This window comes from Mesorhizobium sp. WSM4898 (assembly GCF_029625845.1).
Taxonomy (GTDB): Bacteria; Pseudomonadota; Alphaproteobacteria; order Rhizobiales; family Rhizobiaceae; genus Mesorhizobium.
Genome location: NZ_JARTVQ010000003.1, coordinates 23,720 through 36,847 on the forward strand (window position 1 = coordinate 23,720; position 13,128 = coordinate 36,847).

Consider the following 13,128-nt stretch of genomic DNA (forward strand, 5'->3'; position numbering starts at 1 on the left):
GCCATGCTCAAGCTGAAACCGCGGGGAAGGCCGTTTCCCGAGCTCTCCTACGCCAACCGGCATCAGCCGGCGCTGACGCGGTGGTTCATCCATTCCGTCGAAGGCCTGTCGGGCCGCGACCGCTTTGCCGTGCTCTACGACTTGTGGCGGCGCCAGGTCGCTCCAACGGGCGAACGTGTGTTCAGCCGCATGCTGGACTTGATCGACGTCAGGGTGCACCACGCCGGCCGTTGGCCGCCGGCAAATGTGCCGGCTAGTCCGCTGGTGATCGTCGCCAACCATCCCTTCGGCATCGGCGACGGCATTGCAGTGCTGTCGCTCGCCGAGCAGCTCGGCCGTCCGTTCCGGGTCATGATCCACAAGGACCTGCTCAGGATCCGCGAGATGGAAGCCTATTCGCTGCCGATCGATTTTTCCGAGACCAAGGAAGCGCTGAAGAACAACATGGCCGTGCGCCACGAGGCGGTGCGGCTGTTGAAGGCAGGCGTCACCATCGTCGTTTTTCCGGCCGGCGGCGTCGCCACGGCGCCGAAGGGGTTCGGCCGGGCGATCGACCTGCCGTGGAAGATGTTTCCGGCCAAGCTCATCCAGGAGGCCAAGGCCTCGGTCATCCCTTTGCATTTCTCCGGCCAGAACGGCCGTCTGTTCCATCTCGTCAGTGGGCCGATGAACATGGCCGAGCGCGACAACCGCGTGGCGAAATTCGTCGGCAAGGCGTCGCTGACGCTGCGCACCTCCCTATTAATCCGCGAATTCGCCCGGCTGTCGGGCAAGGCGATCGAGGTGCGCATCGGCGATGTGCTGAAGTGGAGCGAGCTCGAACCGTTGCGCGACCGCAAGGCGCTGCTCGACCAGCTCTACCAAGCGGTTTTCGATCTCGCTCCGGCGGCTGCGCGGCGCGGACGCGTACCGTTTCTAAGCAAGCGGATGCGCAAAGCCGCCTGAGCAGCTAGTCCGCGCCCTCCTCGGGATCGATTGCGGACGATTCGTTGGCCACGACCTCGATTTCCTGGTTCTGGCCGGCGACGACGGTGAAATCCTTCTGGTAGATACGGTCGCGGTTCTTGGCGATGATGGTGTATTGGCCTTCGGCCAGCACCATCGAGGCGAAGGCGCCGACGGCTTCCTTGATCGGATCGCCCGATTCATTGAGCAGCGACCAAGAGGTGTCGGCAATGGCTTCGCCACCGGGTTCGCGCACCAGCTTCATCGTCATCTCGGCTGCGCGGTGCTCGACGGTGGCCTCGGTCAGCTTGCCGGCCTCGACGCGGATATCGGAGCGGATCACGGCGTTGACCGCGCCATAGGTGGAGACGACATGGTAGGTGCCTGCATTCAGCCGCACCACCGTGTTCGGCTCCACATCGGGGGCGATCAGCGCGCGGTCGCCATTGGTCTCGGCCTGGCCCTCATAGATCGCGAAGCGGAGCTTCTTTGGCGCGATGTGCGCGCCGCCGGACGTCACCGCATCGAGCTTCAAGCCGCCGGCATCGAGAACGAGGCTCTCTCGCTTTGCGTCCTTGCCGACGGTGATGCGCTTGGTGGCGCCGGCCCGTCCGTAAGAGGCGTGGACCAGGTAGCTGCCGGGGTCGAGCTGGAACACCGCCGTGCCGCCATGCGCGGACGCCACCATCGGCAGCTTGCCGTCGCTGGCCGGTTCCGGCTTGAAGACGCGCCAGACGATGCCGCGGGTGATGTCGGCGCCCTTGTCGGTCAGTTGCGCAGAAAGGGTGATCGCTCCGCCGCTGCCAAGCGCCAGCGACCGCTCGCTCTTCGGCGTCGCATAGCTCGAAATGCCCGGCAACTTGATATTGCCGACATCGTTGGCGTTCTGGGCCAGCGCGAACGAAACCGGCACCGCAAACAACGCGGCGACGAGCCCGATCACGAAAAGGCGCAGAGTCCCCTCAAACATGCCTTGCGTTGAAGCCCAAGGCGGTGGCAATTTCAAGGCTCAAGAGCCTGCCGCCCTCCGCCAGGGCTCTTTATCCGGCGTATAATTGCGCCATTGCCCGAGCCGCCCGACCTCCCGATGGCGCGCTTCAGCTCAAAATTGAAATGCTAGGAGACTTGCGCCCATGGCGTCGCCGATCATCGACTTCCTGCTGACCCGCAATTCAGCGCCGATTCCCGACCTCAAGGAGCCGGCGCCGAGCGATGCGGAAATCGCCACGATGATCGCCGCGGCGTCGCGGGTGCCAGACCATGGCCGCCTCGAGCCGTGGCGGTTTATCGTCTACCGCGGCGAGGCGCGGGTCGAGATTGGCAAGAAGCTCGCGGCGCTTGCCGAGCAGCGCGAAGGACCGTTGCCGGAGGGGCGCCGCAACCAGGAACTGGCGCGCTTCTCGCGCGCCCCGCTGGTGATCGGCGTCGTCTCCGTGCCGCGGGAGAACCCAAAGATCCCGCAATGGGAGATGTTCCTGTCGGGCGGAATGGCGGCTATGAATCTGATGATCGCGGCCAACGCGCTGGGCTATGGCACCAACATGATCAGCAACTGGTATTCCGACGTTGCGGAAGGCAGGGCGATCCTCGGGCTGTCGCCGCAGGAGCGCGTCATTGGCTTCGTCCATATCGGCTCGTACCAGGGACCGGCGCCGGAGCGGCCCCGACCCGATCCGGCGAAGCTCTATGCCGATTATGCCGGGCCGTGGGCCGGCTGAGATGTTCTACGAGCCATCCAAGGGGCACGGCCTGCCGCACGATCCGTCGAAGGCGATCGTTGCACCCCGCCCGATCGGATGGATCTCGACATTGAACAAGGCCGGTGAGATCAACCTGGCGCCCTATTCCTTCTTCAATGCCGTTTCGACGCGTCCTTTCATCGTCTGGTTCTCATCCGAAGGCGCGAAGGACAGCGCCACCTTCGCTGAAGAAACCGGCGAATTCGTCGCCAATCTCGTCAGCCGCGAGCTTGCCGAGAAAATGAACCGCACCGCCGTCGATGCACCGCGCGGCGTCAGCGAGTTCGCCTATGCCGATCTCGCCATGGCGCCGTCGCGCCTCGTCGCGCCGCCGCGCGTGGCGGAAGCGCCCGCCGCCCTCGAATGCAAGGTGACCGAGATATTTCGGCCGCGGGCGCTGGACGGCGCCGAGACCAGCGCCATCGTCGTCGCCGGCGAGGTCGTCGGGGTCCACATCGACGATGCTTATCTCAGGGACGGCCTGTTCGACATCATCAGGGCCGGCAATGTCGCCAGGCTCGGCTATATGGACTATGCCAGCGTGAACGAGATTTTCTCGATGCGGCGGCCGCGCTGGAGCAAGGATTAACTGGGAGGGGTACACGGCTCACGTCCGCTGCAAGCTGATCCCCATGGTCTGGTGATTGGCGGTTCAGGCTGAAAGTCCCGCCGCCCTCGCGCGCGCCAGCAGCCGCTCCGCAAGCCGCAGGTGCGGCCGATCATACATCTTGCCGTCGATGCCGACGACGCCCGGATTTCCCGCCGCCGCGAAGGCGTCGACGATCGCCCGCGATCGTTCGACCGCTTCCGGCAACGGCGTGAAGGCGGTGTTGATGACCGGCACCTGCGCTGGATGGATCGCCATCTTGCCGGTAAAGCCGTCGCGCTCGGCTTCTCTGCATTCGGCTTCGAAACCGGCCATGTCGCGGAAATCCGGAAAGACGGTATCGATCGCGGCGATTTCCGCCGCTCCGGCCGCCAGGATGGTCGTCGCGCGCGCCAGGCGGAAGACGTCGGTGTAGCGGCCGCTCTCGTCGCGCGCCGAACGCGCGCCGATTGCGGCCGACAGATCTTCTGCGCCCCAGGTAAGTCCGGCAAGCCGGCTGCTTGCTCCGGCGTAGCTCGCGGCAGCCAGCAGGCCGGATGCGGTTTCGGTGATGATCGGCAGGATCTTTATGCCGCCATCCGGCAAGCCGCTTTCGGCCTCGTGCACCCGAAGCTTGGCCGCGAGCTGCTGGACATCCTGTCCGCTGTTCGACTTCGGCAGCATGATGCCGTCGGGTTTCACCGGGACGAGCGCCGCAAGATCATCGTCGGTCAGGCCGGTCGACAGATCGTTGACGCGTACGTAGATGTCGGAGCTGGTCTGCTGTCGGTGGCCGGCGATGAGGTTCGCCGCGACTTTGCGGGCGGCCGCCTTGTTGCCGGCAGCGACCGAATCCTCAAGGTCGACGATGACCACGTCGGCGCCGGCGCCAAAGCCCTTTTCCAGCTTGCGCTCGGAATCGCCCGGCACGAAGAGCAGCGAGCGCATCAGGACGCCTTCTTCATCATCATCGCCTGCCTCGTGCATTTGGCGACAAGAACATCGTTCTGATTATAGGCGCGGTGCTCGAATTCGACGATGCCGCGATCGGGCTTCGACCTGGACTCGCGCACCGAAACGACCGTCGTCTCGACGCGAATGGTGTCGCCGTGGAAAACCGGGTGCGGGAAGACGGTCTCCTTCATGCCGAGATTGGCGACAGTGGTGCCGACGGTGATATCGTTCACCGAGATGCCGATCATCAGGCCGAGCGTGAACAGCGAATTGACCAAGGGCTTGCCCCATTCGCTCTTCGCGGCGAAGTCGAAGTCGATGTGGAGCGGCTGCGGGTTCAGCGTCATCACCGAGAACAGCATGTTGTCGCTTTCGGTGACGGTCTTGCGCAGCGTGTGCCGGAAGACGCGGCCGGCGACGAACTCCTCCAGATAAAGCCCGGCCATGGTCGATCTCCTCCGCTATTCCTGTTTGATAGGCGTTGGTTGCAAAGCCATCAAGCCGGTTAAGAAACATGGTGAACCGTTCGTAAACCATTTTCAGCTTACCGTTCCCAACGGGGCCGAAACGTTTCGGCAAGGGCGTAGCTGATCGGCATGGTTGTTTCGCATTTTCTAAAGTGGATCGATAAGGCAAGGGTTTCAGAGCGCGCCGCCGCCGCGAGCGCGCTGGCCCGCGCCTACATCAACTCCGACCTGCCGTTCGAGGATCGCTGCGCCGCCGAGGCGGCGCTCACGCTGCTGCTCGACGACGTTTCCGCCAAGGTCCGGCAGGCGCTCGCCGAAGCGCTGTCGATGAGCCATCACGCCCCGCCGCAGGTGATCGCAGCACTCGCTTCCGACCAGCCGGAAGTGGCGGCGCTGGTGCTGGCGCGTTCGCCTTTGCTTACCGATGCCGATCTCATCGACCGCGTCGCCTGCGGCCAGAAGGCCACCCAAAAGCTGATAGCCAACCGTCCCGTCGTGTCGATGTCGCTGGCGGCAGCCATCGCCGAGATCGGCGAGCCGGAAGCCTGCGCCACGCTGATCGCCAACAGCGGCGCCGATATTGCATCGCTGAGTTTCCGCCGGATGGCCGAACGGCACGGCCACCTGCCGCTGGTGCGCGAGGCGCTGATCGCCGACGCGCGGCTTCCCGCGGACTGCCGGCACATGCTTCTGGTCAAGCTCGGCGAGACGCTGAAGGGATCGCCGCTGGTACTGGCACTGATGGGAGCGGCACGGGCAGACCGCGTGATGCGCGACGCCTGCGTGAAGGCTTCGGTGACGCTGATCGAGGGCACCCGCGCCGAGGAGCACGCCGCGCTGATCGAGCATCTCAGACTGCGCGGCGATCTCACCGCGAGCTTCATCATCCGCACCGTCGCGCATGGCAAGGTCGACTTCTTCGGCTCGGCCCTGGTGGCGCTTGCCCAACAATCCGAGCAGCGGGTGAGGGCGTCGCTGGCCGGCGGGCACGACGTTGCGCTGCAGGCGCTGTTCCGCAGCGCAGGCCTCGCCGCCGCCACGCACGGCATCATCCTGCGCGCGCTGAAGATCTGGCGCGAGGTCGCCAACGGCAAGCGTGTCGCCGGCGTGCAGGAGGTGAGTTGGCTGATGCTGAAGGAACTCGGCGGGCAATCGGCCGAGGGCGATCTCGCTGGACTGGTGAAGTCGATCCATCTCGACGCGCTGCGCGAGAACGCGCGCGGGCATGCGCTGGCAATTGCCGCCGCCTAGCGCACGTCGGTGCCAGGTGTGGCCGGCCTGGCGGCTTCCTGCTCGATGCTCACGTATCCCGGCCCGGCCCGTCTAAGGGTGCCCCTTCGCGAAAAAATCCGGATAATCCTGCATCGCGGCAGCGATGATGCGCAGTGAGGCCGCGACCTGAAGCATTTCCGGCCGGTCGCTGCGACCGGCGATGCTCGCCGCATATTCCCGCGCCACGGCGATGGTCGAGGTCTGCGGCTCGCCATGCCTCCTGAACAGCAATTCCCGCGCCAGGCCGCGCAGGAAGTTGCCGATCGACTCGACCGTCTCGCGTGGCACGGTGGAGTTCAGTTGCGCCTGGCGCAGCCGGAGCACTTCGAGGCCGACGGTCACGGCGGCAATGCTGCCGCCAAGAATAGGGTCGCCTTTCCTCCCGGTCTGCTGCAGTTGCGGCATCAACTGGTTCATCCGGTCATAGGCCAGGCTTTCGAAGGCCGAACGCCTGGGGACGCGCTCATGCAGGCAAAGGCGCGCCAGGTCCTCGCGCATCGCCTTCGAGATGCGCTCAACAGTGGCCCAGGGATTGGCCGGCAGAACGACGATGAAGACGCCGATGGCGATCAGGATGCCGACCAGGATCGATGCCGATCCGGCGAAGAACGGGCCGGGATCATAGGTCATCATCTGGTGCGGGCTGAGGAAAGCCAAGAAATTGATGGCGAAGGCGGTGGCCACGCCGACATGCCGCGGATTGGCCATGCCGAGCGCTGCCGGCACCAGGATCGGCACGACAAAGAGGGTGAACCAGCCGAAGCCGGGCAGCGCCGGCATTGCGATCTGGCCGAGGAAAGCGAAAGGCAAAGCGAGGAGCGTTCCGGTGAAGAAGCCCCAGGCCGACTGAACCGGATCGGGACGCGCCGCGAACAGGCTGGAGACGACGGCGACGAGAATGACGGTGCCCGCCGCCTCCGACCATTTGGTGGTCAGCCAGAAGGCGGCCACCAGAAGCGTGGCGAGCGCGGCGCGCACCGCATTGCGCCAGGCCGCATGATAGTCGCGGTGCACGACCAGGGCCGGTTGCTGCCGCTCACGAGACGTTCGGGAAACCGGCGAGCGAAGCGCATCCAAGCCGCGCATCACCTGCTTCAGCGCCTCCGCGAAATCGGCGGCAATGGTGAGGCGGGTGATGGTGCCGACCTTGTCTTCACCGGGATCGGTGGCCACCGGCGCCATTTCTCTTGCCCTGATCGCGATTGCCTCGAGCCGGGCCACCCATGGGCCGGTGTCGTCCAACGCGTCGCGCGTCGTAGCGAGTTCCCCGACGATTGCCTTCAACTCGCTGCGAACAGGGATGAGCGTCGCATTCTCCGGCGCGACATGGGTATGCAGCGCGCGGGCCGCCGAGAGCGCCCACAGGAGCTGTCCGATCGTGCGCCGGACCGGATGGGCGCGGGTCGCGAAGCTCGGCGCTTCGAGGCGCGCATAGGTGCGCATTTCGGCAAGTGTCTGGGCATCGGTGATCAGCTTGCGCTGGAGAGCGGCAAGACCGGCCGGATCGCCGTCGGAAAAGGCGCCTGAGGCGTAGTCGGCGAGATCGAGAATGCTGCGTTTCAGCCTGGAGATGATGGCGTCCGCCGCGAGCTTCGGCAGGATCAGCCGGCTGGTGACGCCGGCGCAGACGATGCCGAGCACAATTTCCGCGCAGCGCGCGACAGCGAGATCGACGACGAGATGCGCCTGCCCGAATGCCGGCAGGCTGATGATCATCGCTGTATAGCCGGCAAGGGCGGCGCCATAGGCTTCCGGATTGCGCAGCAGCGAGGAAACGAGGGTGCTGACGCCGATCCATAGTGCCAGCACCGTCACCAAGAGCCAGGGATTGGTGCCGAACAGCGATGTGATGCCGATCGCCGCCAGGCCGCCGGCCAGCGTACCGAGCAGGCGGTAGAAGCCTTTCGCCAGCACCATGCCGGCGACCGGCTGCGCGACGATGAACACGGTCATCATCGCCCACTGCGGATGATCGAGCTTTAAGGCGTAAGCGGCAAGCAGCGCGATCAGCCCGGCAGAAACCGTTCGCAGCGCGAAGATCCAGTCCGAACGCGTCGGCTGGGTCAACTCACTTAACGGTGTCCCGGCTAGATCCTTCAGCCGCGTCCAGGTCACATGCAAGTCTCCGTGCCGGAGCCTGTTATGGACCAGTCCGCGTTCAGATATCCAGCACGTCGGCCTCGGCGAATTCGGCACGTTCCTGGATGAAGCGGAAGCGGGCCTCGGGCTTGGTGCCCATCAGCGCGTCGACGGCGTCCTTGGTCGCCTGCTCGGCATCGATCACGTCGACCCTGAGAAGCGTGCGCTTCCTCGGGTCCATCGTGGTTTCCTTGAGCTGCGAGGCCATCATCTCGCCAAGGCCCTTGAAGCGGCCGATCTCGACCTTGCCGCGCCCGGTGAATTCGGTGCGCAGCAATTCGTCCTTGTGCGCGTCGTCACGCGCATAGGCCACCTTACCGCCCTGACGGATCGAATAGAGCGGCGGCACGGCCATATAGAGGTGGCCACCGCGGATCAGGTTCGGCATCTCCTGGTAGAAGAAGGTGATCAAAAGCGAAGCGATATGCGCGCCGTCAACGTCGGCGTCGGTCATGATGATCACGCGGTCGTAGCGCAGGTCCTCGTCGCGATATTTCGAGCGGGTGCCGCAGCCGAGCGCCTGGATCAGGTCGGAAATCTGCTGGTTGGCGGCAAGCTTGTCGTTGCCGGCGCTGGCGACGTTGAGGATCTTGCCGCGCAGCGGCAGCACCGCCTGGCTGGCGCGGTCGCGCGCCTGCTTGGCCGAGCCTCCGGCCGAGTCGCCCTCGACGATGAAGATCTCGGCGCCGGCCGCGGCGTTCTGCGTGCAGTCGGCGAGCTTGCCCGGCAGGCGCAGCTTGCGTACCGCGCTCTTGCGCGAGACTTCCTTTTCCTGGCGCCGGCGCACACGCTCGTCGGCGCGCGCGATCACCCATTCGAGAAGCTTCGAGGCTTCCTGCGGGTTGTCGGCCAGCCAGTGGTCGAACGGGTCGCGGATGGCGGTTTCGACGATGCGCATCGCCTCGATGGTGGCCAGCCTGTCCTTGGTCTGGCCGACGAATTCCGGCTCTCGGATGAATACCGACAGCATGCCGGCGGCCGAGATCATGACGTCCTCGGTCGTGATGATCGAGGCGCGCTTGTTGCCGATGAGGTCGGCATAAGCGCGAAGCCCGCGCGTCAGCACGTTGCGGAAGCCCGCCTCATGCGTGCCGCCCTCGGGAGTGGGAATCGTATTGCAGTAGGAGTTGAGGAAGCCGTCGCCGCCGAACCAGGTCACCGCCCACTCCAGCGAGCCGTGGCCGCCCTGCTTGTCGCTTTTGCCCGCGAAGACTTCGCGCGTGACCTGGAATTCGTCGCCGAGGGTGGCCTTGAGGTAGTCTTTGAGGCCGCCCGGGAAATGGAACTCGGCTTTGGCCGGAGTTTGATCCTTTTCCTTGATCAGCGAGGGATCGCAGGTCCAGCGGATCTCGACGCCGCCGAACAGATAGGCCTTCGAGCGAGTCATGCGGTAGAGCCGGGCCGGCTCGAAGGCGGCGCCCTTGCCGAAGATCTGCTCGTCGGGATGGAAGCGGGTCCTGGTGCCGCGGCGGTTGTGCACCTCGCCGAGGTGCTCCAGCCCGCTCACCGGAACGCCGCGCGAGAAGCGCTGGCGATAGAGCTGGCGCCCGCGCGCGACCTCGACCTCGAGGTGATCGGACAGCGCGTTGACGACGGATACGCCGACGCCGTGCAGACCGCCGGAGGTCTCATAGACCTTGGAGTCGAACTTGCCGCCCGAATGCAGCGTCGTCATGATGACTTCGAGCGCAGGCTTCTTGAACTTCGGATGCGGGTCGATCGGAATGCCGCGGCCATTGTCGGTGACGGTAAGAAATCCGTCCGCCGAAAGCTCGACGTCGATGAAGGTCGCGTGGCCGGCCACCGCCTCGTCCATCGAATTGTCGATCACCTCGGCGAAGAGATGATGCATCGCCTTGTCGTCGGTGCCGCCGATATACATGCCTGGGCGCCGCCGCACCGGCTCCAGCCCCTCCAGAACCTCGATGTCGGCGGCGCTGTAGCTCTCGCTGCCGTCGCGGGCGGCGGCCGAGCGCTTCGCGGCCTGCACCAGCGGATCGGCCGGCCGCGAGGGCGCGCGTACTTGCTGGGGCTGCTTTTCCGGGTTGCCGAAAAGATCGCTGGTGTCGTCCATGCTAGCCATTAAGTCCGGTACTGCGAATCACTCCTCGATACTGCCACGCTTTTGGCGGGCGAACGAGTTCCTGTTCCGTTCAGGGATCAAACTGTCTCTTATTCCAAAACCATTCGATAACCAAGCCGCCGGAAATAGGGCGGGCTCCACCCCTTCGGATTCCTGATTCTTTAACATTAACGCCTAGCGTGAGCCTCAACGGCAAAAGACCACGGGGCGTCAGGGGTTTCGTTGTGAAGGGCAGGGCCATAACCATGATCGGCATCGCAGCCGTTTTCGGCGCGATCTCGATCTTTGCCGCGGACTTCTGGGTCAAAAGCCAGGCGAGGGCCCAGTCCGAGCAGAAGACGGCATCGATCGTGGTGCCGCACGAGCCCAAAGTCGAGTTCAAGACCATCGTCGTGGCGAATGCGCCGCTGCGCTACGGCATGCAGCTCGACCGGTCGCAACTCACCGAAATTCCGTGGCCGCAGGATTCTCTGCCGCAAGGCGCCTTCCCGACCGTCGACAAGCTGCTGGCCGAAGGCAGCCGCGTCGTGCTGTCGCCGATCGAGGTCAACGAGCCGGTGCTGCTCGCCAAGCTGTCGGGACCGAATGGCCGCGCCACACTTTCCAACATGCTGTCGCGGGGCATGCGGGCAGTCACCATCCGCACCGACGAGATCGCCGGCGTCGGCGGCTTCATCACGCCGGGCGACCGGGTCGACGTCGTGCTGACGCGCGATGCCGGCGAAATCCAGGAAGTGTCCAAGAACGCGCAAGGGGCAGCCGGCTCGACGGTCACGTCCGAAATCGTCGTGTCCGACGCCAAGGTGCTTTCGGTCGGGCAGGGCGCGGACGAGCGCAAGACCGAGCCGCAGGTCGCCAATTCCGTGACCCTCGAGGTCACCAACGAAGGGGCGCAGAAGGTAGCGCTCGCCCGCACCGTCGGCTCCTTGTCGCTGTCTTTGCGGTCCGCCGCCGATGCCAGCGCCAGCGGCAACGGGCTTACCACCATCTCTTCCTTCGGCGGTTCGGTTGCCGCGAGCGCCGAGGCAAGCGCCGCCTCGCTGGTCAAGGCGGTGGCGAAGGAGCCGGAGGAGCCAAAATTCAAGACGGTGATCGTGTCCCGTGGCACGAAGGTGGAGGAATACAAGGTTCCATCCAAGCCCGCCGACGGAGACGTCGTTCCTTCCAAGGAACAAGAACAATAGCCGGTGGGGACCGGCCGGGAACGGGACAATGCCTGTGTTGAACAAAGAACGGACGACGAGAGGGCGGCGCCTTCTGCGTGCTATGGTGGCGGGCGCCTTTCTGGCAGCCGCCGGAATGCTGGCCTTTGGAGCGCCGGCCCAGGCAAACAACGACGTCGTATACGTCTCGGCGACCAAGAACGCCTCGATCAAAGTCGCCAAGGGCAAGCCCAAGACGATCATGACGAACGCGGCCTTCTATCAGATCGTCATCGGCGATCCGGAGATCGCCAACGTCAATCCGCTGACCGACAAGTCCTTCTATGTGCTGGGCAACAATCTCGGCACCACCGGCATCGCGCTGTTCGATCAGAACAAGCAGCTCGTCGGCACCATCGACATCGAGGTGACGCTGGACACCGACCAACTGGCCAACACCATCCGCGCCAGCGTGCCGGATGCCAAGATCAAGGTCGGTTCGGCCAACGGCCGCGTGGTGCTTTCGGGCGAGGCGGAAGACGCGGTCGCGGCCGACAAGGCGAGCAAGATCGCGTCGCGCTTCTCCGGCAATGAGGAAGTGATCAACTCGGTCAACATCTCGTCCTCGCAGCAGGTTCAGCTCAATGTCCGTTTCGTCGAGATCAACCGGCAGGCGGGACAGGATCTCGGCGCCAAATACGGGGCCAACTTTGCCTTCGGCGTCGGCGGTCGCGACGTCATCATCGACCCGGGCACGGTACCGACCGCCGGGACCGGCGAGATCATCGGCCGGTTGCTTTCCAACGGGGTTTCGATCGACATCGCCATCAAGGCGCTGGAAGAGCGCGGTCTCGCCCGGCGGCTGGCCGAGCCCAACCTGATCGCCCGCTCGGGCCAGACCGCGAGCTTCCTTGCCGGCGGCGAGTTCCCGATCCCGGTGTCCGAGGACAACGGCAAGATCAGCGTCAGCTATAAGAAATACGGCGTCGGTCTTGATTTCACGCCGACCGTGCTCAAGGGTGGACTGGTCAGCCTCGATATCGCGCCCGAAGTTTCGTCGATCGATCCCTCCGCGTCGATCGAAGTCAGCAGCGGCATTTCCATTCCTGCCTTCATCGTGCGTCGCGCCAAGACGTCGGTCGACTTGAAAAACGGCCAGAGCTTCATGATCGCGGGCCTTCTGCAGTCGCAGAACGACATCACCACCTCGCGCCTGCCGGGGCTCGGCAAGCTGCCGGTTCTCGGTCCGCTGTTCTCCTCGAAATCCTATCAGCGGCGCGAGACCGATCTGGTGATCATCGTCACGCCCTACCTGGTCAAACCGGTTGACCCGTCGAAGAAGATGGTCGAGCCCACCGACGGAACGCGGCCGCCAAGCAATGCCGACTACTTCCTGAACAACACCGAGGAAGTCGACGCTTCCGCTCCCAAGCGCCCCTTGGCACTGGCCGACGGCAGCGGGGCCCGTCCGGTGACGGCGACCACGTCGGGCCATTTCCTCGATCTGCCGAAGGACTGAAGCCATGCGTCTGGCTCCTTGCATCGCTCTGCTGCTCGCCGGCGCGCTCTCCGGCTGCACCAGCGACGACTATGTGCGCACCGAAGGCGTGTCTCCGGCCGCCGGCAACGCCCAGGCGTCCAACACAGCCATGCAGATGGTCGACCCCTGGCAGTACGGCGTCCAGAACACCAGGCTCCTGGTGCCGGCTCCGAGCACGAGCTCCACGGCCAATGCCGCGGGCGCGAAGGCCGGCGCGGCGCCGGCTTCAACGACATCGGTATCAACGACAGCAGACTGATG

The 13,128-nt window shown here is 65.0% G+C and carries 12 protein-coding genes; 7 read left to right on the forward strand and 5 right to left on the reverse strand.

Annotated features, from left to right (window positions below):
* The first annotated feature begins 3 nt into the window (after positions 1 to 3).
* Positions 4 to 945: a 1-acyl-sn-glycerol-3-phosphate acyltransferase gene (locus P9228_RS14785; protein ID WP_128203021.1), complete on the forward strand. Its 942-nt coding sequence runs from the start codon at positions 4 to 6 to the stop codon at positions 943 to 945.
* Positions 946 to 949: 4 nt separating this feature from the next.
* Here P9228_RS14785 and P9228_RS14790 read toward each other — a convergent pair whose 3' ends face one another.
* A complete protein-coding gene (locus tag P9228_RS14790; RefSeq protein WP_278054116.1) occupies positions 950 to 1,915 on the reverse strand; it encodes a hypothetical protein in 966 nt (321 codons plus the stop codon).
* A gap of 163 nt (positions 1,916 to 2,078) precedes the next feature.
* Here P9228_RS14790 and P9228_RS14795 point away from each other — a divergent pair, with 163 nt between their 5' ends.
* Positions 2,079 to 2,663 (forward strand): nitroreductase, encoded by a 585-nt coding sequence (locus tag P9228_RS14795; protein WP_067328052.1) that lies wholly within the window; start codon positions 2,079 to 2,081, stop codon positions 2,661 to 2,663.
* Position 2,664: 1 nt separating this feature from the next.
* Positions 2,665 to 3,273: a flavin reductase family protein gene (locus P9228_RS14800; RefSeq protein ID WP_278054932.1), complete on the forward strand. Its 609-nt coding sequence runs from the start codon at positions 2,665 to 2,667 to the stop codon at positions 3,271 to 3,273.
* Between the two features lie 63 nt (positions 3,274 to 3,336).
* On the opposite strand, the gene P9228_RS14805 is transcribed toward P9228_RS14800, so the two are convergent.
* Positions 3,337 to 4,218, reverse strand: a complete 882-nt coding sequence (locus P9228_RS14805) for a CoA ester lyase (protein ID WP_278054117.1) — start codon at positions 4,216 to 4,218, stop codon at positions 3,337 to 3,339.
* Positions 4,218 to 4,670: a MaoC family dehydratase gene (locus tag P9228_RS14810; RefSeq protein WP_095826116.1), complete on the reverse strand. Its 453-nt coding sequence runs from the start codon at positions 4,668 to 4,670 to the stop codon at positions 4,218 to 4,220. The genes P9228_RS14805 and P9228_RS14810 overlap by 1 nt, the downstream gene beginning before the upstream one ends.
* A 150-nt stretch (positions 4,671 to 4,820) precedes the next feature.
* On the opposite strand from P9228_RS14810, the gene P9228_RS14815 reads away from it, so the two are divergent.
* Positions 4,821 to 5,942, forward strand: coding sequence for a DUF2336 domain-containing protein (locus P9228_RS14815; protein ID WP_278054119.1), 1,122 nt, complete (start codon positions 4,821 to 4,823; stop codon positions 5,940 to 5,942).
* A 72-nt stretch (positions 5,943 to 6,014) separates the two neighbouring features.
* On the opposite strand, the gene P9228_RS14820 is transcribed toward P9228_RS14815, so the two are convergent.
* Positions 6,015 to 8,078, reverse strand: coding sequence for an FUSC family protein (locus tag P9228_RS14820; protein ID WP_278054121.1), 2,064 nt, complete (start codon positions 8,076 to 8,078; stop codon positions 6,015 to 6,017).
* 43 nt (positions 8,079 to 8,121) lie between these two features.
* A complete protein-coding gene (gene parE, locus P9228_RS14825; RefSeq protein WP_067000178.1) occupies positions 8,122 to 10,176 on the reverse strand; it encodes a DNA topoisomerase IV subunit B in 2,055 nt (684 codons plus the stop codon).
* Positions 10,177 to 10,430: 254 nt separating this feature from the next.
* Here parE and cpaB point away from each other — a divergent pair, with 254 nt between their 5' ends.
* The 3 genes from cpaB to P9228_RS14840 all read left to right on the forward strand — a co-directional run bounded on the left by cpaB (position 10,431) and on the right by P9228_RS14840 (position 13,126).
* A complete protein-coding gene (gene cpaB, locus P9228_RS14830) occupies positions 10,431 to 11,369 on the forward strand; it encodes a Flp pilus assembly protein CpaB (protein WP_067328058.1) in 939 nt (312 codons plus the stop codon).
* Positions 11,370 to 11,484: 115 nt separating this feature from the next.
* Entirely contained in the window at positions 11,485 to 12,846 is a 1,362-nt protein-coding gene (locus P9228_RS14835; RefSeq protein WP_245307654.1) for a type II and III secretion system protein family protein, read from the forward strand.
* A gap of 4 nt (positions 12,847 to 12,850) precedes the next feature.
* Positions 12,851 to 13,126, forward strand: a complete 276-nt coding sequence (locus P9228_RS14840) for a hypothetical protein (protein ID WP_067328063.1) — start codon at positions 12,851 to 12,853, stop codon at positions 13,124 to 13,126.
* Positions 13,127 to 13,128: the final 2 nt, after the last annotated feature.

Bases quoted from the DNA above. Each gene is read 5' to 3' on its own strand.
- P9228_RS14785 (WP_128203021.1), top strand. From the start codon at position 4: ATGCTCAAGCTGAAACCGCGGGGAAGGCCGTTTCCCGAGCTCTCCTAC.
- P9228_RS14790 (WP_278054116.1), bottom strand. From the start codon at position 1,915: ATGTTTGAGGGGACTCTGCGCCTTTTCGTGATCGGGCTCGTCGCCGCG.
- P9228_RS14795 (WP_067328052.1), top strand. From the start codon at position 2,079: ATGGCGTCGCCGATCATCGACTTCCTGCTGACCCGCAATTCAGCGCCG.
- P9228_RS14800 (WP_278054932.1), top strand. From the start codon at position 2,665: ATGTTCTACGAGCCATCCAAGGGGCACGGCCTGCCGCACGATCCGTCG.
- P9228_RS14805 (WP_278054117.1), bottom strand. From the start codon at position 4,218: ATGCGCTCGCTGCTCTTCGTGCCGGGCGATTCCGAGCGCAAGCTGGAA.
- P9228_RS14810 (WP_095826116.1), bottom strand. From the start codon at position 4,670: ATGGCCGGGCTTTATCTGGAGGAGTTCGTCGCCGGCCGCGTCTTCCGG.
- P9228_RS14815 (WP_278054119.1), top strand. From the start codon at position 4,821: ATGGTTGTTTCGCATTTTCTAAAGTGGATCGATAAGGCAAGGGTTTCA.
- parE (WP_067000178.1), bottom strand. From the start codon at position 10,176: ATGGACGACACCAGCGATCTTTTCGGCAACCCGGAAAAGCAGCCCCAG.
- cpaB (WP_067328058.1), top strand. From the start codon at position 10,431: ATGATCGGCATCGCAGCCGTTTTCGGCGCGATCTCGATCTTTGCCGCG.
- P9228_RS14835 (WP_245307654.1), top strand. From the start codon at position 11,485: ATGCTGGCCTTTGGAGCGCCGGCCCAGGCAAACAACGACGTCGTATAC.
- P9228_RS14840 (WP_067328063.1), top strand. From the start codon at position 12,851: ATGCGTCTGGCTCCTTGCATCGCTCTGCTGCTCGCCGGCGCGCTCTCC.